The sequence below is a fragment of the Pseudomonas sp. Root71 genome (assembly GCF_001429045.1).
Classification (GTDB): Bacteria; Pseudomonadota; Gammaproteobacteria; order Pseudomonadales; family Pseudomonadaceae; genus Aquipseudomonas; species Aquipseudomonas monachiensis.
In genome coordinates, this window is sequence record NZ_LMHY01000012.1 from 515,075 (window position 1) to 535,000 (window position 19,926).

At 58.1% G+C, this 19,926-nt stretch carries 18 protein-coding genes; 14 read left to right on the forward strand and 4 right to left on the reverse strand.

Annotated features, from left to right (window positions below):
* The first annotated feature begins 170 nt into the window (after nt 1-170).
* From ASD95_RS12370 to rssC, 3 genes are all read left to right on the forward strand, one after another.
* Entirely contained in the window at nt 171-860 is a 690-nt protein-coding gene (locus tag ASD95_RS12370; RefSeq protein WP_056722030.1) for an MlaA family lipoprotein, read from the forward strand.
* 388 nt (nt 861-1,248) lie between these two features.
* Complete coding sequence (gene rssB, locus ASD95_RS12375; RefSeq protein WP_056722032.1) at nt 1,249-2,430, forward strand: two-component system response regulator RssB; 1,182 nt, start codon at nt 1,249-1,251, stop codon at nt 2,428-2,430.
* Nucleotides 2,430-2,912 (forward strand): anti-sigma factor antagonist RssC, encoded by a 483-nt coding sequence (gene rssC, locus ASD95_RS12380; protein ID WP_046038063.1) that lies wholly within the window; start codon nt 2,430-2,432, stop codon nt 2,910-2,912. Before rssB ends, rssC begins: the two co-directional genes overlap by 1 nt.
* A 268-nt stretch (nt 2,913-3,180) precedes the next feature.
* On the opposite strand, the gene tal is transcribed toward rssC, so the two are convergent.
* Entirely contained in the window at nt 3,181-4,107 is a 927-nt protein-coding gene (gene tal / locus ASD95_RS12385; protein WP_056722034.1) for a transaldolase, read from the reverse strand.
* A gap of 200 nt (nt 4,108-4,307) precedes the next feature.
* Nucleotides 4,308-5,273, reverse strand: a complete 966-nt coding sequence (locus tag ASD95_RS12390; protein WP_056722035.1) for a hypothetical protein — start codon at nt 5,271-5,273, stop codon at nt 4,308-4,310.
* A 290-nt stretch (nt 5,274-5,563) separates the two neighbouring features.
* On the opposite strand from ASD95_RS12390, the gene ASD95_RS12395 reads away from it, so the two are divergent.
* From ASD95_RS12395 to ASD95_RS12430, 8 genes are read left to right on the forward strand one after another with little or no spacing between them, the layout of a single operon-like run.
* Nucleotides 5,564-6,004 (forward strand): low molecular weight protein-tyrosine-phosphatase, encoded by a 441-nt coding sequence (locus ASD95_RS12395; RefSeq protein ID WP_056722037.1) that lies wholly within the window; start codon nt 5,564-5,566, stop codon nt 6,002-6,004.
* 39 nt (nt 6,005-6,043) lie between these two features.
* Nucleotides 6,044-8,272: a polysaccharide biosynthesis tyrosine autokinase gene (locus ASD95_RS12400; RefSeq protein ID WP_056722039.1), complete on the forward strand. Its 2,229-nt coding sequence runs from the start codon at nt 6,044-6,046 to the stop codon at nt 8,270-8,272.
* 40 nt (nt 8,273-8,312) lie between these two features.
* Nucleotides 8,313-9,395: a glycosyltransferase gene (locus tag ASD95_RS12405; RefSeq protein ID WP_056722040.1), complete on the forward strand. Its 1,083-nt coding sequence runs from the start codon at nt 8,313-8,315 to the stop codon at nt 9,393-9,395.
* A gap of 15 nt (nt 9,396-9,410) precedes the next feature.
* The gene (locus ASD95_RS12410) at nt 9,411-10,523 is read left to right on the forward strand and encodes a polysaccharide pyruvyl transferase family protein (protein WP_008053317.1); all 1,113 of its coding nucleotides are present in this window, start codon (nt 9,411-9,413) and stop codon (nt 10,521-10,523) included.
* Nucleotides 10,520-11,749, forward strand: coding sequence for a polysaccharide biosynthesis C-terminal domain-containing protein (locus ASD95_RS12415; protein ID WP_056722042.1), 1,230 nt, complete (start codon nt 10,520-10,522; stop codon nt 11,747-11,749). Before ASD95_RS12410 ends, ASD95_RS12415 begins: the two co-directional genes overlap by 4 nt.
* The gene (locus ASD95_RS12420; RefSeq protein ID WP_056722044.1) at nt 11,740-12,843 is read left to right on the forward strand and encodes a hypothetical protein; all 1,104 of its coding nucleotides are present in this window, start codon (nt 11,740-11,742) and stop codon (nt 12,841-12,843) included. Before ASD95_RS12415 ends, ASD95_RS12420 begins: the two co-directional genes overlap by 10 nt.
* Nucleotides 12,844-12,855: 12 nt before the next feature.
* Nucleotides 12,856-13,893 (forward strand): acyltransferase family protein, encoded by a 1,038-nt coding sequence (locus ASD95_RS12425; RefSeq protein WP_056722046.1) that lies wholly within the window; start codon nt 12,856-12,858, stop codon nt 13,891-13,893.
* Between the two features lie 27 nt (nt 13,894-13,920).
* Nucleotides 13,921-15,066, forward strand: coding sequence for an SGNH/GDSL hydrolase family protein (locus ASD95_RS12430; protein WP_056722048.1), 1,146 nt, complete (start codon nt 13,921-13,923; stop codon nt 15,064-15,066).
* 479 nt (nt 15,067-15,545) lie between these two features.
* On the opposite strand, the gene ASD95_RS12435 is transcribed toward ASD95_RS12430, so the two are convergent.
* Both ASD95_RS12435 and galU read right to left on the reverse strand, forming a co-directional pair.
* The gene (locus ASD95_RS12435; protein WP_056722050.1) at nt 15,546-15,962 is read right to left on the reverse strand and encodes a hypothetical protein; all 417 of its coding nucleotides are present in this window, start codon (nt 15,960-15,962) and stop codon (nt 15,546-15,548) included.
* Nucleotides 15,963-16,009: 47 nt separating this feature from the next.
* Complete coding sequence (gene galU, locus ASD95_RS12440; RefSeq protein WP_008053311.1) at nt 16,010-16,843, reverse strand: UTP--glucose-1-phosphate uridylyltransferase GalU; 834 nt, start codon at nt 16,841-16,843, stop codon at nt 16,010-16,012.
* 390 nt (nt 16,844-17,233) lie between these two features.
* On the opposite strand from galU, the gene galE reads away from it, so the two are divergent.
* The 3 genes from galE (at nt 17,234) to ASD95_RS12455 (ending at nt 19,925) form a co-directional block, all read left to right on the forward strand.
* On the forward strand, nt 17,234-18,250 hold the full coding sequence (gene galE, locus ASD95_RS12445; protein ID WP_056722052.1) for a UDP-glucose 4-epimerase GalE: 1,017 nt from the start codon (nt 17,234-17,236) through the stop codon (nt 18,248-18,250).
* A gap of 232 nt (nt 18,251-18,482) precedes the next feature.
* A complete protein-coding gene (locus tag ASD95_RS12450; protein WP_046038091.1) occupies nt 18,483-18,719 on the forward strand; it encodes a hypothetical protein in 237 nt (78 codons plus the stop codon).
* A 144-nt stretch (nt 18,720-18,863) separates the two neighbouring features.
* A complete protein-coding gene (locus ASD95_RS12455; RefSeq protein WP_056722054.1) occupies nt 18,864-19,925 on the forward strand; it encodes a polysaccharide biosynthesis/export family protein in 1,062 nt (353 codons plus the stop codon).
* Nucleotide 19,926 lies beyond the last annotated feature (1 nt).

A 19,926-nucleotide genomic window follows, 5' to 3' on the forward strand; every position in this document is an offset into this window, starting at 1 on the left:
TGGGCGACGGTGACAGTTCAATGACAAGGATGTGAATCGCTCACACTTGGCACGATTGTGTTTGTGTGGATCTCGTGCAAAGTGCGTTAAACGGCGTTTACGTCTTATACTTGGCAACTTATTGCCTGGGCCAAGTGCCCGAGCCGGTACAAACCAAGGAGTTTTTTTCTATGCGCTGGAGCAATCATCTAGCCAGGATTTGTGTATGCGCCAGTGTGATGCTGGTTCCGTTCGTTGCCCAGGCAGCCACGGAGGATGATCCTTGGGAAAGCGTCAACCGCCCGATTTACAAATTCAACGACGTGATCGACACCTACGCGCTCAAGCCCCTGGCCCAGGGCTACCAGTACGTGGCGCCGCAGTTTGTCGAAGACGGCGTTCACAACTTCTTCCAGAACATCGGTGATGTGCGTAACCTGGCCAACGATATCCTGCAGGCCAAGCCTCGCGCCGCAGGCGTTGATACCGCACGAATCATTTTCAACACCACTTTCGGTTTGCTGGGCGTCATTGATGTCGGCACCAAGATGGGTTTGCAGCGCAATGACGAAGACTTCGGTCAGACGCTGGGTTACTGGGGTGTCGGCAGCGGTCCTTACTTGATGCTGCCGCTGCTGGGGCCAAGCACCCTGCGTGATGCGCCGTCCAAGTACGTCGACAGCTATACCGGTGCTTATCGTTACGTAAACGACGTTCCGGTGCGTAACTCGTTCTACGCGCTGGACATCGTCGATACCCGTGCCAACCTGCTGTCGAGCGAGAAGCTGATCACCGGCGACAAGTACACCTTCATCCGTAATGCGTACTTGCAGAACCGTGAATTCAAGGTCAAGGACGGTCAGGTCGAAGACGATTTCTAATCTCGACCGATAAACTGAAAAAGGCGGCCATCAGGCCGCCTTTTTTGTCTGCGAAGACCGGCATGGGGATGTCATCGCGCTTTTTGCTGTAGTCACGAGGGGTTTGACTCATGGGTTCGAACCTTCCATTGGGTTACGGATTTGCCTGTTCTTATAACTCTCGGTGATTTGACAAATAAAGACGTCAAGCGACCATCGGCGTGAGCTTGAAACGCCCCGCGGATGGGAGTACCGTCTGCGCCTTAGAAGGGCACCTCTGGTGAACATGTGTGTAGGGCAAATGCCCGAAAGCGGTGCGACAGAGAGGCTAGAAAGCGAATCCAGTAGTCAGTGCCGGGCCAAAGTCCCCGCCTGCTACGCCAACCTAATTCTGGCGCCGTTTGCCCACATGCCAAAAACCAGTGCCACGCTGCTGATAATCGATGATGACGAGGTAGTGCGCGCGAGCCTCGCCGCCTATTTGGAAGACAGTGGTTTCAGCGTCTTGCAGGCCAGCAATGGTCAGCAGGGTCTTCAGGTATTCGAGCAAGACAAGCCCGACTTGGTCATCTGCGATCTGCGCATGCCGCAGATGGGCGGACTCGAACTCATTCGCCAGGTGACCGAACGCTCACCGCAAACCCCGGTGATCGTGGTGTCGGGTGCCGGCGTGATGAACGACGCGGTCGAAGCCCTGCGCCTGGGCGCGGCGGACTACCTGATCAAGCCTCTCGAAGATCTGGCTGTGCTCGAGCACTCTGTGCGCCGGGCCTTGGATCGTGCGCGCCTGCTGCTGGAGAACCAGCGCTACCGCGAGAAGCTGGAGAAGGCCAACCGCGAACTCGAAGCCAGCCTGAACCTGCTCCAGGAGGACCAGAACGCCGGTCGCCAGGTGCAGATGAACATGCTGCCGGTCAGCCCCTGGACCATCGACGAGTTCAAGTTTGCTCACCAGATCATCCCGTCGCTGTACCTGTCGGGTGATTTCGTCGATTACTTCCGGGTCGACGAGCGCCGGGTCGCCTTTTACCTGGCGGACGTTTCCGGTCATGGCGCCTCTTCAGCCTTCGTCACCGTGCTGTTGAAGTTCATGACCACGCGCTTGCTGTTCGAGTCCAAGCGCAGCGGCACCTTGCCGGAATTCAAGCCTTCAGAGGTTCTTGGTCATATCAACCGGGGCCTGATCAGTTGTAAGCTGGGTAAACACGTCACAATGGTCGGTGGAGTCATCGACGAGGAGACCGGTTTGTTGACCTATAGCATCGGCGGTCATCTGCCGTTGCCAGTGTTGTACACGCCAGACAGTGTTCGTTATCTGGAAGGGCGTGGCCTGCCGGTGGGCCTCTTCAACGAAGCCACCTACGAAGACCACGTGCTGGAACTGCCACCGACGTTCAGCCTCACGCTGATGTCTGATGGCATTCTGGACCTTTTGCCAGAACCCACACTCAAAGAAAAAGAGGCGGCGTTGCCCCAACGGGTCAAGGCTGCGGGCGGCACCCTGGATGGGTTGCGGCAGGTTTTTGGATTGGCCACGCTAGGGGAGATGCCGGATGATATCGCCCTGTTGGTGTTGAGCAGGAATCTTTGATGAGTACCGGTAGAATCCAGTTCGCCGAGCAGGATGGCACCTTCGTCCTGAAGTTCGTCGGTGAAGTTCGCCTGACCCTGTGTTCGGCGTTGGATGCGACTATTGAGCGGATCTTCAGCGCGTTGAATTTCAACACGATCGTGATCGATCTGACCGAAACCCGCAGCATTGACAGCACCACCCTTGGCCTGCTGGCCAAGCTGTCGATCCTGTCGCGGCAGAAGGTCGGCCTGCTGCCGACCGTCGTCACCACCCACGAAGACATCACGCGTTTGTTGCAGTCCATGGGCTTCGAGCAGGTGTTCAACATCGTTGACAAGCCGGTGCCGTGCCCGGAATGCCTGGACGACCTGCCAGACCAGGATCAGTCCGAAGAAGTGGTGCGGATCAAGGTGCTTGAAGCGCACAAGATCCTCATGGGGCTGAACGACACCAATCGTGAAGCCTTCCATGATCTGGTGAATGCGCTAGAGCGTCACTGATTTCCTGAAGTGATGTGGGTCAGCCTGGCCCACAAAACTCCAATTCCAACTTCAATCTCCTGTGGGAGCGGGCTTGCTCGCGAAAGCGTCAGTCCGTTCACCGCGATGTTGAATGCGAGGCCGCCTTCGCGAGCAAGCCCGCTCCCACATTGGTTTTGCACTGAACGCACGAATCGATTTCAACCCATAATCCCTGTGAGTGCGAGATTGCTCACAAAAAAGGGCGAACCTGTGAAGGTTCGCCCTTTTTGCATTACACCCGCTCAGATCACAGCTTGGCTTGCAACAACGCCTCGAGCTTCTCCTGGTCCCGCGCAAACTGACGAATGCCTTCAGCCAGTTTCTCGGTCGCCATCGCATCTTCGTTGGACAGCCAGCGGAACTGCGATTCGTTGAGGCTCAGGCGCGCTTCACCGGCATGGCCCGGCACCAGTTTGCGCTCCAGCTTGCCGGTATCCGCGGCCAGCTTGTCGATCAGGTCCGGGCTGATGGTCAGGCGGTCGCAGCCGGCCAGTTGCTCGATCTGACCCAGGTTGCGGAAGCTCGCGCCCATGACCACGGTCTTGTAGTCATTGGCCTTGTAGTAGTTGTAGATGCGGGTCACCGACTGCACGCCGGGATCATCGGCGCCGGTGTAGTCGTTGCCGTTGGCTTTCTTGTACCAGTCGTAGATACGGCCCACGAACGGCGAAATCAGGAACACCCCGGCGTCGGCGCAGGCGGCTGCCTGGGCAAAGGAGAACAGCAGGGTCAGGTTGGTCTGGATGCCTTCCTTTTCCAGGATCTCGGCAGCGCGGATGCCTTCCCAGGTGGAGGCGATCTTGATCAGCACGCGGTCGCGGCCAATGCCGGCCTTGTCGTACAGCTCGATCAGGCGATGCGCCCGCTTGAGCATGGCATCGGTGTCGAACGACAGGCGCGCATCCACTTCGGTGGAAATGCGGCCCGGGATCACTTTCAGGATTTCTTGCCCCACGGCCACGCCAAAACGGTCGCTGGCCAGTCCCACATCGCCCTTGCAGTCATGGACGCAGGCGTTCAGCAGCTCGGCATACGCAGGAATGGCCGCGGCCTTGAGCAGCAGGGAAGGGTTAGTGGTGGCATCCACGGGTTTAACGCGAGCGATAGCTTCGAAGTCGCCGGTATCGGCAACCACGGTAGTCATTTGTTTGAGTTGTTCCAGCTTGGAAGTCATGGGCGTGCTCTGTCCTATGGGTCTGATGACATTACCCGAGCGCTGACAGCCACTCAAGGGCGTGTACGTGTATCGACGGCCCCTGCGGCAACAACCGGAATACAGTTGTTTGAAAGGCGGGCCCGGTATTGATCAATACGATGCCGAAACGCGGCACAGGTTCCAGGCAACTGACCGTCAGCACCCCGTGGACGTACCTCCTACTGCGGATTCAGCTGGGTAGAGGCTGCCATTTTTGCTGGTTTCGCTTGACCGTCGGAGGTCAGGAAACCGAAATTTCGCTCTCGGTCATTGCTGCCCGTTTCACTGTTTTTCCACTCGTAAATCGATGTCAGCGGGATGTCGAGCTTCTTGACGTCGGCGATGAAGGTGCTGATTTTGCTGGCCTGCGCTTCGATCCCGCCGTTGGAACTGAGCGAAGGAACGCCCCATTCACTGATGACCCCCGGTAGATGGAAGTTTTGCTGAATAAACGCCTGGGTCTTGCTGATCTGTGCGCCCGACATGCCGTAGGGGTGATAAGAGATCGCACTCAGGCACTGGGGGTATTCACTGACGATTTTTTTCAGCGCCAATGCTGACGTCGTGCCGGCACTCGGTGCCCGGGCGAAGCCAAAGCCGATCAGCGGCGTCGATTGTGGTTGTTCCTGCAGCGACTTGCACAGGGCGCTCATGAACGGAACAAAGGTCGTGTCGAGATTTCGGGTTGGCCAGTACTTCGCCAGGTCCGGTTCGTTCCATATTTCAATCGCGACGAGCTGTGCGCCGTATGACTGCTCCAGCCCTTTCACCGAACTGGCGAACGATTCGCCGGCAGCGACGAGTTCGCTGGTGTTGTCGGGCGCGGAGGTCAGCGCCTTGGTCGAGCGTACGGTCATCAGTACCGGCAGGTCGGCGGACTTGGCCGCGGCGAAGGCATCGCTGATCTGCTTTTGATACGCAGCGCCGCCCAGGCTGTTGGTCCACACGCCAAAGCGCACGAATCCGAAGCCAGCGGCCTTGATTTGCTCGGCGTCGGTGGGGGAGAAGGTCTGGATCTTCACCTGGACACCGATGGTTTTGTTGGCGGCAAGCAGGGGGAACAAGTCGCTGGCGTCAACCTGGCTGGCTGCACCCAGCATTAACAGGGTTGAAGCGGTGAGCCGTTTGAGACGTGCTGATTTCATGCCTGCACTCCTGGCGGGTAATGACATTTTCCAATGATTGATTCGTTACTTTCATTTGGATGCTCGCGAGGGTGCCAAGTGCGCGAATGTTATTTTTTGTCAGGTAGTTAGTTCCGGAAAATCACAGTTATTTTTGGTCCGGTAATTCTGGTTGGGTGGCTTTTGGGGGCTGTGGTACTTAATGCACTTGTATTAACAGGGCGAATCTATTTCTCAGTGCCGCAAGGTCTTTTGGGTTCACTAAGCCCACTCGAAATGTTGGCATATTGATATTACACGGGAAAGTAACCTTGTTCAGAAAGATTCTTGTCGTCTGCGTGGGCAATATCTGCCGAAGTCCGACAGCAGAAACTTTGCTGCGTAACGCGCTGGCCCCTTCAGCGATCTCGGTCACCTCGGCGGGCCTTGCCGCACGGGTTGGCGAGGCCATGGAACCGTCGGCCCTCCAGGTTCTGGAAGACCACGGGCACAACGCCCAAGGGTTTAAGGCGCGGCAAATTACACCGGACATCGTCAATGAATCAGACCTGATTCTGGTCATGGAAAAAGAGCATGTAAAACAAGTACTGAAGATTGCCTCTCATGCCAGGGGCAAAGTGTTTCTGCTCGGCAAGTGGCAGAGCGAGCGAGAAATACAGGATCCGTATCGTCAAGGAAAGGCCGCTTTTATTCATGCCCATGCATTGATTGAAGATGCTGTTAGCTCATGGGCGCAGCGCCTCGGACATTGATGAATATTCTTCAGATCAGTGAATGGTAAGAACAGACTTATGCAGTTACCGTCAGTAATCGGCACCCGTGACAACGATCAAGACAGCATTGATCTTCTCGGCATATTTGGCAGTTTGGTCGACCAGAAATGGTTGATCGGCGCGCTCACCGGTGCCTTCATGGCGACCGGCGTTGCCTATGCGGTTTTGGCGACTCCCGTGTACCTGGCGAACGCGCTGGTGCAGGTCGAGCCGAAGAAGAACGACATGCTCGGGTTCTCCGATCTCAACAGCATGCTCGGCGGGCAATCGCCGTCGGTGACCGAAATCGGCATCATCAAGTCCCGCGCGGTGATCGGCAAAACGGTCGATGATCTTCGCCTTGATATCGACGTCACCCCCAACACCTTCCCGGTCATTGGCGGCTTCCTCGCCCGACGTTATCGCGGCGAGACCGAGTTCAGTGTCGCGGCGCCGCGCTTGGGCCTGAACAGCTACGCCTGGGGCGGTGAGCGTCTGGAGATCAACCGGCTCAATCTGCCGAAAGAACTGCTGGGCAAGAAGCTCACGCTGGTCGCTGGCGAGCAGCATCGATTCCAGTTGTTCAATGAAAACGACAACTTGCTGGCCGAAGGCGTCGCAGGCGAAGCGTTCAAACAGGACGATGTAGAGGGGTTGATCGCTCAACTCTCGGCAAACCCTGGCACCCGTTTCGAAGTGGTGCGCAATCCACGGATCGTGACCATCCAGAGTTACCAGGATGCGCTGGATATTTCCGAGCAAGGCAAGGAGTCGGGGATCATCCGTTTGGCCCTGGCCAGCAGCGACGCGGCCGAGGCGGTGAAAATCCTCAATAAAATCGCTTCGTTGTATGTGCAGCAGAACGTGCAACGCACGTCGGCGGAAGCGGCGCAGAGCCTGGAGTTCCTGCAAGGCCAACTGCCGCAGGTCAAACGCGACCTGGCCAAGGCCAGCGATGCACTCAATGGTTATCAAACCCGTGGCAAGACGGTCAACATTTCCCTCGAAACCCAATCGGTGCTGGAACAGGTCGTCAGTCTGGACACCCGTATCTCCGAACTGAAAATGCAACAGGCGGAGATGGATCGCAAGTTCACCAAACAGCATCCGGCGTACCGCGCGCTGATGACCCAGATCGGCGAATTGACCCAGCAGCAGAAGGCGCTGGAGGGCAAGGCCCAGGACCTGCCTGCCACGCAACAGGAACTGCTGAACCTGACCCGCGACGTGGAAGTGGCGTCGCAGATCTACACGCAACTGCTGAATAAATCCCAGGAGCTGGACATCGTCCGGGCGGGGGCCGTGGGCAACGTGCGATTGGTCGACCCCGCAGATGTCGACCTGACCAGCCCGGTCAAACCGAAAAAAGCCTTGATCGTGCTGATTGCAACCTTCCTCGGCGCCTTTTTCGGCGTTGCGCTGGTGTTGCTGCGCAAGTCCCTGAGCCGGGGCCTGGAAGGTCCGGAGGCCATCGAGCAACTCGGTTTGCCGGTGTACGCGTCGATTCCCTATAGCGCCTTGCAACAGGAAGAGGACAGCAAAAAAGGTCGCGCCCGGGACGGCGCGGACAAGCCGGCGTACCTGTTGGCCCTGCGTAACCCGACGGACCTGTCCATCGAGTCGATCCGCAGTCTGCGCACCTGTCTGCACTTTGCCGGGCTGGATTCGACCAACAACCGGATCATGATTTCCGGCCCGAGCCCGCAGGTCGGCAAAACCTTCGTTTCTTCCAACCTCGCGGCAGTCATGGCGCAGAGCGGACAGCGGGTGGTGCTGATCGATGCCGACATGCGCAAAGGCCATCTGCACAAGACGCTGAACACACCGATCACCAATGGCTTGTCGGACCTGTTGGTCAAGCGCTGCAGCATCGAGCAGGCGATCAATAAAGTCGAAGTCGACAACCTGCATTTCATCAGTCGTGGGCAGGTCCCGCCCAATCCTTCAGAACTGCTGATGCACGTCAATTTTCGTGAGCTGCTGGCGCAACTCAGTGAGCTGTATGACGTGGTGATCATCGACACGCCACCGCTGCTGGCGGTGACGGATGCGGCGATTGTCGGTCGTGACGCGGGGATCAGCCTGATTGTCACGCGCTTCGGGGTGAACCCGGCCAAAGAGATCGAACTGACGATTCGTCGATTCGCCCAGAACGGCATCGAGTTGAAGGGCGCGGTGTTCAACGGCGTCGAGAAGCGTGCGGCCAGTTACTACGGTAACGGTAGCTACGGCTATTACAACTACGAATACGCGTCCGACAAATCCTGAGTGTCAGCGATTGTCCTTTCATGTTTGAAGTGGGTGAGTTGTGAAAAAAATACTGCACGTGGCAGAGACGATCAAAGGTGGCGTCGCGACGGTGATCCGCACGATTTCGGCTTCGCCCGAAGGCGACGCGGCAAGCTATGAGCTGGTCTATCTGGTCCCGCAGGATCAGGAAAAGGAACTGCACGGGATTGCCGGGCAACAGATCCGCACCTTCGCCCGGACCGGACGCAATGTGCCGTCGTTGCTGCGCTTCGCCTGGCGACTGACCCAGGTGATGCTCAAGGAAAAACCCGATGTCGTGCATTTGCATAGCACCTTCTCCGGCGTCATCGGGCGTTGTGTGTGCGTGCTGTTGCGACCTTGGCGCAAGCCGAAGATCGTCTATTGCCCCCATGCCTTTTCGTTCCTGATGGAAAGCTCGCCGACCAAGCAGAAAGCCTACGCGTGGATCGAGCGGGTATTGCAGAAGGTCACCGACGTGATCATCTGCGTCAGCCAGTACGAGCTCGACAAGGCCGCGCGGTTCGGCATTGAGCGCAAGCGCATGAAGCTGATCTACAACGGCATTCATCACAAGGATGAAGCGCCGAAAGCCAGCAACCCCGAGCCGATTCATCTGCTCTTTGTCGGCCGCCTCGATTATCAGAAAGGCTTCGACGTGTTGCTCAAGGCTTTCGCCAAAGTCCAGCGCAGTGATCTGAAACTGACGGTGGTTGGCAGCGCCGTGAACGAGGATTCGGTCGAGTGTCCGCCGATGGAAGGGGTTGAATACCTGCCGTGGGTGACACCGAGCGAAGTCCAGGCGCTGTACCGCAAAGCCGATGCGCTGATCGTCCCGAGCCGCTGGGAAGGCTTTGCCATGGTGCCGCTCGAAGGCATGGCCATGGGCTTGCCGGTGATTGCCAGCAACTGTACGTCACTGCCCGAACTGGTCACCAACGAGGTGTCCGGCTACGTCTTCCCCAGCGGCGACCACCAGGCGCTGGCCGATGTACTGAAGAAAATCCAGAAGCCGCGGTTGCTCGACCTTGGCAGCGAAGGGCGCAGCATCGTCCGCGAGCGCTTCAGCGCCGCGTTGATGATCCGCCAGACCTATGACCTGTATCGCGCCCCCACTTTTTAAGTAGAACTCAAGCTTATGAACGTAACGATTTTGCATGGCTACAGTGCGTCCAACTCCGGTGACGGTCTGCTCGTGGATCTGGCCATTGCCCTGGTGCAGCGAAACTTTGGTGACGACACTTCGATCAGTGTCGTGGCCTCCGATCCAGAGTCCTTCAGCTACTTGCCGCACCCGCGTTTTGACGCGCCGGTGATGGCGGCCAAGGGGTTGGGGCGGGTCAAGCAGGCGGTGTTCCTCAACCAGTCCTACGCCGGTCTCGCTGACCTGTTGAAGAAAACCGATTTGATCGTCGGCGTCGGTGGCGGCTACATGCGTTCCAAAAGTGCCTTTGAGCACATCAAGTTGAAACTGGGCCACGCCAAGCAACTGGAAACGGCGATCCTCAGCAAAGTGCCGTCGGTGTACCTGCCGCAAAGCATCGGGCCGTTCCACGGCGAGAGCAGCAAGATCGTCGAGCACTACGCCAGCGCCGATGCGGTGTTCGTGCGTGACAACAGGTCGTCGGCGATTTTCGATGCCTGTGAAAATGTCTACCGCGCACCGGATCTGGCGGTCCAGTCATTGGCCAGCAAGATCCTCATGCAGCCCAAGTTCACCCGTTGCGCGTCATCGCCGGCAACGGTGTGCGTGGTGCTGCGCAAGCCGCCGGAGTGGAGCAAGGAAAAGAAGGTCGCCTACGTGGCCAACTTGAAGTTGCTGCTGCAACGCTTGAAGAACAAAAGCAAAGTGGTTTGCGCGGTCCAGAGCGCCGTTCGCGGCAACGATGACGGTGCGTTCTATCGCGAGTTGGGCATTACCGAAGACCTGCTGCCTTTGAAGGCCACGCTGGCCAAGTATCAGCCGGACCTGGTGATTTCCGTGCGCCTGCACGGCGCCATCGAGTCGCTGCTGTCCGGCGTCCCGGCGTACCACATCAGCTATGAGCGCAAAGGCTTCGGCGCCTATCAGGACATGGGCGTGGAAGACTGGGTGATCAACGGCGGCGACATCAATGTCGACACCATCATCGATACGGTCTACGCGCCGAACGCACTGTCCGGTTTCGGCAAGCGCCTGACCGACACCTGCCGCGAGATCGAGGCAAAAACCGTGGCCATGGACGACATCATCAAAGGTATCGTTCGATGATATTTCGGCTACTGCTTCGCGGCGGGGCATTGGGCGCGAAGTTTTTGCTGGTGCTGGCGATCACCCATTTCCTCGGTTATGAGGCGCTGGGCTTTTACGGCGTGGTGGTCGCCGCCTCGTTGATTGCGTCGAAGTTCTACAGTGTCGGCTTCAGTTCGGAAATCAATCGGCTGATCAGCGTCGGTGGCAGTTCGCGACGGGTCGTCGACAAGGTCCTGCTGCTGTACCTGGCCGTGGGGCTGTTGTTGTCGGTGGTGACGGTGTTGGTGTATTCGCTGTTCCAGGCAGTCGAGGCAACGACCGCGCTGATCCTCTGCGTGACCCTGGTTCTGCTCACTGAACACCTGTCGTTCGAAATCAACTCCTTCGTGTTTTCCGCGCAGAAAGCCACGGCCGGTGCGCTGCTGTTTTTCATCAAGACCGGCCTCTGGGCGCTGTTGGCGGTGGGCGGGATGATGCTCGGCTGGGTGTCCGGGATCGCCAGTGTGCTGTGGCTGTGGGTTGTGGCCAACGTGCTGGTGATCGTCGCCGGTTACCTGATTGTGGTGAACGTGCACAAGGGCCGGGTGAGCGGGACGCTGGCCACGGCAACCGTGTGGAAGGCCGGGTTGCCGTTCTATCTCGGCACAGGCTTGATCGCGTTGAGTCAGTACGCCGAGCGCTTTCTGATTATCGACATCGAACCCTACGCCAGCCTCGGTAAATACGTGTACGCCTGGTCGGCGGCCAATACCTTGCAGGCGCTGTCCTATGCGGTGGTGGCGGTGGTCGGCATTCCGGTGCTCGCCAAGCGCTTTCAGGCTGATCAACAGCCGTTCACTGTCCGGCAATTGTTCGTCAACAAATGGGTCATGCGCTCGCTGGTGGTATCCGCCGCGGTGGCGGTGCTGATTTATCTGTTCTTCAACGTTGTGCTTGATTACGTCGCCACGAGTGTTCCTCGTCCGGACAACGCAATCCTCGGCGTGTTGATTTTTTCCTTCGCCCTGCGTGCGATTGGCGACATCGTCTGGGGTGGTTTGATTGCCTCGAAGAACAGTCGCGTGTCGCTGGCCAGCGCGGCGATTTGCCTGTTGGTTTCGGTGCCGGTCAGCTACCTGCTGATCAAGCACTATTCGATTTATGGCGCTGCCTGGGGCAACGTCTTTGCGATCATCGTGCAACTCGGCGTGATTGCCGTGTTGACCCGTGTGACTCGGCCGAAAGGGGCTCTGGCATGGGGTTGAAGCTGCCGTGCATCGAGTTTCGCGGCAAGAAACTCGATTCCTCTATTTCGTTCCTGATCCTGTTCACCGGGTTGTTTCTGTCGGTGGCCATGCCGCTGCTGATTCCTCGCGATCCTGGCCCGGATGCCATGACCTTGTGGTCGTCCTACGCGCGGGCCGACAACTGCAATTTCTGGAACCCGTTCTCGCCGGATCGCTCTTCCTATGAGTGTTCGGCGTTTCTGCTGCGGCCCACGGGGATCAATCTGACCAATGCCTGGGCCTATGGCATGTTCTGCAATTTTTTCCTCACGGCGATCCCGGTGGTGGTCTTCCGGCGCATGCCGCTGGCGATCTTCGGCACGCTGTGTCTGTGGGGCATCGTTCGTTCGTTCTTCCTTGAGAACCTGACCAAGGAAATCATTGTGTCGGTGGCGGTGTTGAGCATTTTGCTCAGCTCCTTGACGCGCAAATATCGCGGCGGATTTTTCTTCTCGGCAGTGATCTACGGCGTGTTGATCCGCCCCTACTGGATTCTGTTTTCACTGTCCTGGGTCGGCGTCTGCGTGATGAAGAAGTATGTCTCGCGCTTCACTTTCTTCCTGATGCTGTTCCTGTTCTACCTGGCGGTCGCCATGGCGATCCAGGTGGCGCTTGGGTTTCCGGTGTCGTCGATTCGCGCCAGTAACAACGAACTGCGCACCGCGGGTGAGGAGGGGTCCAAGTCGTTGATCGTCTCGTGGCTCAGCGGCAGCGACTTTGTCTCGCAGGCACTGGACTCGATGATCATCTTCTTCCGGCTGTCGTTCCCGGTGGAGCTGATTCTGCTGTCCGGGCCGGGCCAGGTGATCTTCGTGGCGTTGATGATCATGACCGCGTTGCTGCTGTTCAAAGTCATCACCTCGACCGATTACAAAGGTGCGCCGATCCAGACCAAACCCAAGGAACTGATCGCGATTCCGCTGGCATTTTTGCTGGTTCAAGGCCTGTTCGAACCGGACTTCGGCTCCTTCGCCCGGCACTTCTCGATGGTGGTGCCGGTGTTGTTCGTCGGCCTGGGATTGATGTTGCGGGCGAACAAGCCGGTGCAAGTTGAATCAAGAATTCTGAATTGAGGCAGGTGCTTTATGTCGAGCAAGAAAAAGTCCCTGGAGATCGAAACCCTGCGCGGCCTGGCGTGCCTGCTGCTGGTGCTCTATCACGTCATCGGCCCGTTGGGTGGCGGCTTGAAGATAGACCTGGGCTCGCCGTTCCGGGTGATCGCCGACTCGATGGTGTATGTGCGCATGCCGCTGTTCACCTTCATTTCCGGCTATATCTACTCCATCTACAAAATCCGCGGCAATGACTTTTCCGCGTTCTTCAGCGGCAAGGTGCGACGCTTGATCGTGCCGCTGTTCTGCGTGGGTGTGCCGTTCTCGGTGTTGCAGGCGGTGGGGCCGGGTGTGAACAAGGACGTCGGTGTGATCGACGCGTTGTTGTCGTTCTGGGTGCCCGTCAACCACTTCTGGTTCCTGCAGGCGGTGTTCATCATTTTCATGTTCGTCGGCCTGCTGGAGTGGCGTGGTTTGCTGCGTTCGGCAACGCGCTTGTATCTGCTGTTTGCCTTTGCGGCGGTGTTGTTTGTGCTGCCGCCGTTCAAGCTCGATGCGTTTGGCATTAATGGCGCGATCTACCTGCTACCGTTTTTCGTGGCGGGGATGATTGGCCAGGAAAACGTCGATGCGTTGAAGCAACGGTTCAAGGTGATCGGGCCGTTGGTGTTTGTGTTGATCTCGCTGACACTGCTGTACGTGGCGGCGGTGGATCGCGAGTTGATCGTCGACCGCCGCAGCCTGATCGGTTTGACCGTGGGTTGTGTTTCCTGCATTGCGTTGCTGTCCAGTGACATGCGCTCGAAGTGGCTGACCTGGCTCGGCGGGTATTCCTACGCGATCTTCCTGTTCCATGTGTTGTTTGCCGCCACTTCGCGGTTTGTCCTGGGGCGTTTGGGCGTGAAGGACGAAAGCCTTCTGGTGCTCGGTGGCCTGGCGTGTGGCTTGCTGGGGCCGGTGGTTCTATCGATGGTTTTCAGTCGATTCAACGTCACCTCCGTGCTGTTCCTGGGTGAGCGCGCGGCGGCTAAAAAACCGCCGGCAAACGCCACCCCGGTGCCCCAGACTTGAGGTTTGTCCGAGTGAAGGAAGCGATGCATGTTGGCAGTTGATGAGGTCCAGCCTGTTGCGGCGTCAGTGGTCGAAGTCGGCGACGCTCGCGAACGGTTTGGCCAGTGGCGCGAAGGCAAGGGCGGGAAAGTCCTGTCCATCTCGGTGATCGGCGACAGCTACAGCGCCGGGCAGGATTTCTATCTGAACAAACTGGTGCAGCGGCTGGCCGGGGAGGCGGGTTTCGCGGGCCCCGGCTATGTCGGTTTCAACCACGGCGCGGCACTTGGCGGCACGCACTTCAAATACAGCCGCAGCAGCGAAAAATACTTCGGCGGTGACTGGCAGGTGTCCGCCCTTGGCCAGGCCAGCCCCGACAGTCGTACCCTTGCCGGAGGGCCTGGCGCCTGGCTGGAGATCGATGCCAGCCCGACACCGGCCATCAACACGGCTGTCACCCAAGCGAAATTGCTTTACCTCGGCAATGGCGAACCCAATGAGGTTCGCTACCGCTGGGCACCGTCGCAATCCTGGCAGCCCTTGACGCTCGCAGGCTCAGGGGTACAGGAAGTGCCACTGCCAGGCATGTCGGCAGCGAAAGACTGGTCGTTCCGGCTGGAAGTGGTGAAAGGCGCGCCAACGCTCTTCGGCCTGTGGATGAGCAACGACCAGGGCGGCGTGCGGGTATCCAAACTGGCGGCGTCCGGCGCGGCGTCCGCTGACTTCTACCACGGCGATGGCCGTTGGCAGGCGCAGTGGAAGACGGTGGTGTCGAAGATTCCCGCCGACCTCTACCTGATTATGCTGGGTGGTAACGACCAGGGTTTTGGCGTGAAGCCCGAGCAGTACCTGAAGAACGTTCAGGGTTTGGTGGGGATGGTTCGCGAGATTCAACCGGCGGCGAGCATCAACCTGATCCTGCGTCAGGACACGACGCGTTCCAGTGCCTACCCGATGTCGGCCTATGCGCAAGTCCTGGAACCCTGGGCGCGCAAGGAACATCTTGGTTACGCCAATCTGCAGTGCGCATTCGGCACTGACTTCAAGCGCTATGCCGCCACCATGATCGGCCCGGACAAGATTCATCCGGTTCCGGCCACGGGCGGGCGAGTGATTGCTGATTATTTCTATCGTCTGATCGTCGGTGACAATACCGGGAGATCAGCACAGGACACCTGCGACGCGGCACTGTAGGAGCGAGCTTGCTCGCGATGGCGTTGTGTCAGGCGATGTGGATGCTGGATGTGCCGGCCTCATCGCGAGCARGCTCGCTCCCACAGGTTTAATGGCTATRCGCAAAATCTGCGAACTACCCGAATCATTGTGGGAGCGAGCTTGCTCGCGATGGYGGTGTGTCAGGCGATGTGGATGCTGGATGTGCCGGCCTCATCGCGAGCAAGCTCGCTCCCACAGGTTYAATGGCTATACGCAAAATCTGCGAACTACCCAAATCACTGTGGGAGCGAGCTTGCTCGCGATGGTGGKGTGTCAGGCGAAGTAGATGCTGGATGTGCCGGCCTCATCGCGAGCAAGCTCGCTCCCACAGGTTCAATGGCTATACGCAAAATCTGCGAACTACCCGAATCATCGTGGGAGCGAGCTTGCTCGCGATGGCGKTGTGTCAGGCGATGTGGATGCTGGATGTGCYGGCCTCTTCGCGAGCAAGCTCGCTCTTACAGGACAGCCGATTCGAAGTGCTCCAGATGACTGAGCAGCTCTGCGGTTTTTAGCGGCATCAGCTGCGTAGCGCACCGGGTCTCCACGTTGATGATGATGGCTGGGTCGTTGCAGCAAATGCGCACCCGGAATCGCCAGTCGCTGAAAATCACTTTCAGCCCATCGCGGTCATCGATTTCCAGCGCCTGCCCGCGGTAAAGCCTTTTCAGGTGAGCGAGCAGGGGATAGGGGTCGCGCATTGGCCGGCGGATGTCTCCGGAAGAGGGAAACATACCGATCCGTTCCACCAGCAGAGTGGGGCCGAGCCAGGACTGGTTGGCGCTCGGCAACCGCTGATGTCGCGATAACGAGGACATCACTCCGAGGTTGCCCACCTCCATTTCAATGTATGCCGAGAGCTTTTTAATGTTCATGGTTGGCCTGCCTGAATGAAGAGTGGGCGTCGGGTGCTGGAGCCGTCTTAGCGGCCCTTGAGATACAGGTTTTCGTAGCAGAAGTTGGTCGCCTGCAGGTAACCCTCGGCGTCGCCGCAATCGAAGCGCAAACCCTTGAACTTGTAGGCCAGCACGCAGCCGTTCTGCGCCTGTTTCATCAGCGCGTCGGTGATCTGGATCTCGCCGCCCTTACCCGGTTCGGTGTCGGCGATCAGGTCGAAGATATCCGGCGTCAGAATGTAGCGGCCGATGATCGCCAGGTTCGACGGGGCGTCCTGCGGGGCCGGTTTTTCCACCATGTTGTTGACCCGGTAGATCCCGTCGGAGATCGGCTCGCCGGCTATCACGCCGTACTTGTGGGTCTGGTCGCGGGGGACTTCCTGGATGGCCACGATCGAGCAGCGGAATTTCTTGTAGAGCTCGATCATTTGCGTGAGGACGCCATCACCTTCCAGGTTCAGGCACAGGTCATCGGCCAGTACCACGGCGAAGGGTTCGTCGCCGATCAACGGACGGCCGCTGAGAATCGCGTGGCCCAGGCCCTTCATTTCCACCTGGCGGGTGTAGGAGAAGGTACAGGTGTCGATGAGCTCGCGGGTTCCGGCCAGGAACTTCTCTTTCTCGGTGCCGCGAATCTGGTGCTCCAACTCGTAGCTGATGTCGAAGTGGTCTTCCAGCGCGCGCTTGCCCCGCCCGGTGACGATCGCCATGTGTTGCAGGCCGGCGTCCCGTGCCTCTTCGACGGCGTACTCGATCAACGGCTTGTTGACGATCGGCAGCATTTCCTTGGGCATGGCCTTGGTCGCGGGCAAGAAACGAGTGCCATAGCCGGCAGCGGGGAACAAACATTTACGAATCATAAAAGTATCCTGGACAGTCATGGAACACAGCCAACGGGTGCGCGCAACAACGAGTGATTGCAAGTTTCAATGTTTATTGAAGGCTTACTTTAATACCTGAGTCTGGCCACTAGTGGCAAATAGCAATGTGCGGATAACACGACAATGTTATGAGATGTCGGGTTGATAGTTGTTGGTTATTTTTAGTCGGTATCTGTTGATAGTGGTGCGTGCGTCGGAATGCTAATAAGTATTCCGCAATACAGTTTGGCCTGAAAAAATATTTATTGCCAGTCGTTGAACTAATTTTGTTTTGGGTTGTTGTCGCTCTTATTTGTGTGGTTCAGCACACAGCTTTAACAAGAGGGGCTTGACACGCAACTTCGCACTTTTCCCACTATGGACCGCGCTATGAAAATTCTGGTAACGGGTGGAGCTGGATATATCGGTTCGCACACCACGCTCGCACTGCTTGAGGCAGGCTATGAAGTTGTTGTGCTGGATAATCTTTGCAACAGCAGCGACGCGGCATTGCACGCGGTGGAAGCCATTTGCGGCAAGAGTGCGCTGATGATTCAGGGTGATGTGTGCGATCGGGCCTTGCTGGACCGGATTTTCCAGCAGCATGCCATCGATGCCGTCCTGCACTTTGCCGGTCTCAAGGCCGTGGGCGAGAGCGTGCGCAAGCCCCTTGAGTATTACGAGACCAACGTCAGCGGCAGCATCACGCTGTGTCAGGCGATGGCGGCTGCCGGGGTGTTTCGCCTGGTGTTCAGTTCGTCGGCCACGGTATACGGCGAGCCGGAGCAGATGCCGATCCGCGAGGATTTCCCCACGGGCATCCCGACCAATCCCTACGGTCAATCCAAGCTGATCGTCGAGAATGTGCTGCGCGACCTGGCCTTGGCCGAGCCGCGCTGGAGCATCGCGCTGTTGCGTTACTTCAACCCGATCGGGGCGCATGACAGCGGCCATCTGGGCGAAGACCCGAGTGGCATTCCGAATAACCTGGTGCCCTACATCAGCCAGGTGGCGGTTGGCAGCCTGCGGGAGTTATCGATCTTCGGCAACGATTACCCCACGGTCGACGGTACCGGGGTGCGGGACTACATCCACGTCGTGGACCTGGCGGACGGCCATCTAAAGGCCTTGCAGTCCATCGCCGGGCGTACCGGCATTCATACCTGGAACCTCGGCACGGGCGATGGCTACAGCGTGTTGCAAGTGCTGCGGGCGTTCGAGCAGGCGTGCGGTCAGCCGGTGCCCTATCGAATGATGCCGCGTCGCTCGGGTGATATCGCCGAGAGCTGGGCCGACCCTTCCAAGGCGGAGAAAGAGCTGGGCTGGAAGGCCACGCGCAACTTGCAGGACATGGTCACGGATACCTGGCGCTGGCAATCGAATCATCCCAAAGGCTATCTGGGATGATGGCGTTTTAGCCAAATGTTATTTCCGGTCAGGTTGTTAGATATCGTCGGGAAAATACACTGGTCATGCCTTTTGCAAGTCCGTAGATATAAACCTGCCGTTCGACTTTTATCAGTTGGGTAAGACTGTGAAAGAACAACGGATCTTGTCCGCATTTTTCGCGGACTTGAACTCTACCACCTCTAACGCACTACCCGATTTCGATCGGGTTGAATGTTAGAAAGGAGTTGATATGAAGAAAGTGATGGCAATTGCCCTGTTGACGATGTTGAGCAACTGGGCGTCCGCGGTAGAAGCGCCGCTTACAACTGCGACCAATGTATTGGGTAACGTGGCGGCGACTCAAGCCACTGCAGCCAGTACAGCAATGGTCGCCAGTGCTGTAGCGGCGTCCAACAGTGGTGGAAGTGCAAACGGCGGTACGACGGGTACGACAGGTACCACGGGTACAACCGGCACGCACAACTAACTGAAACATCTGTTGGTGCAGTACAAGGTCGCCCGATGCAAATCGGGTGACTTTGTTTTTAGATTCGCCCTTGAATAGCGTAGTGCCATTATGACTCGTAGTTTTTCTCTTTTAATGTTGGCAAGCATCGCTTTACAAGGTTGCATGTTTTCCCCCGGCCAATACCTGAGCACCAGTGATATCACGCGCCAGGGCGCCAGCGAGAGCAGCCGGGTCGAGCTCATTCCGATCACGCCCAAGCTCATCGCCATGAACAGGGCCACGCAAAAGCGTGAGTCCGTGCCGACGGAACTGTTGGCGGCCCCGGCCGAGTACCGCATCGGCAGTAACGATGTCCTGTACATCACGGTCTGGGATCATCCGGAGCTGACCGCACCCTCCGGCGCGCAACAGCAGATCGATGCCAACGGTCGCCTGGTGCGTGCCGATGGCACGCTCTACTACCCGTTTATCAAAGAAGTCCAGGCGGCCGGCAAAACCGTCCAGCAACTGCGATCGGACATCGAAGCCAGGCTGTCGGCCTTCATCGCCGAACCGCAAGTGGATGTCGCCGTGTTGCGCTTTTCCAGTCAGAAAGTCGTGGTGACGGGCGCCGTTTCGAAAGCCGGTCCACAAGCGATTTCCACCAATCCGCTGAGTGTGGTCGAGGCCCTCGGTTCTGCCGGTATCGATACGACGAGTGCCGACTTGTCCGGCCTGTTGCTGACGCGAAACGGGCGGGTCTACACGCTCAATCTCGACACGCTCAACCAGCCGGACTCCGAGTTGCAGAACGTTTACCTCAAGGGTGGCGATCAGTTGTATCTGCCGTACAACGACAAAAAGCGCATCTACGTCATGGGCGAGGTCAACCAGCCCCGCGCACTGAGCTTCAAGACCGCCACCATGAACCTGTCCGATGTGCTGGGCTCGGTCGGCGGATTGAGTCAGACCACCTCCAACGGTAACGCCGTGTACGTGATCAGAGGTGTTGAAAACCTCGATGTGGAGCCGGCGAAGGTCTACCAGTTGCAAGCCCAATCACCGACCGCCATGGCGCTGGCCACGCACTTTGAAGTACGTCCCCAGGACGTTGTCTACGTAGGTCCTGCCAACGTGACTCGCTGGAATCGCTTCGTCAGCCAATTGGTGCCGTCGGCAGCGATTGTCGGTACGGGCGCATCCGCGGCGAAGAACATGAGTGAAGTCAGCAGCAACAGCAATTAAG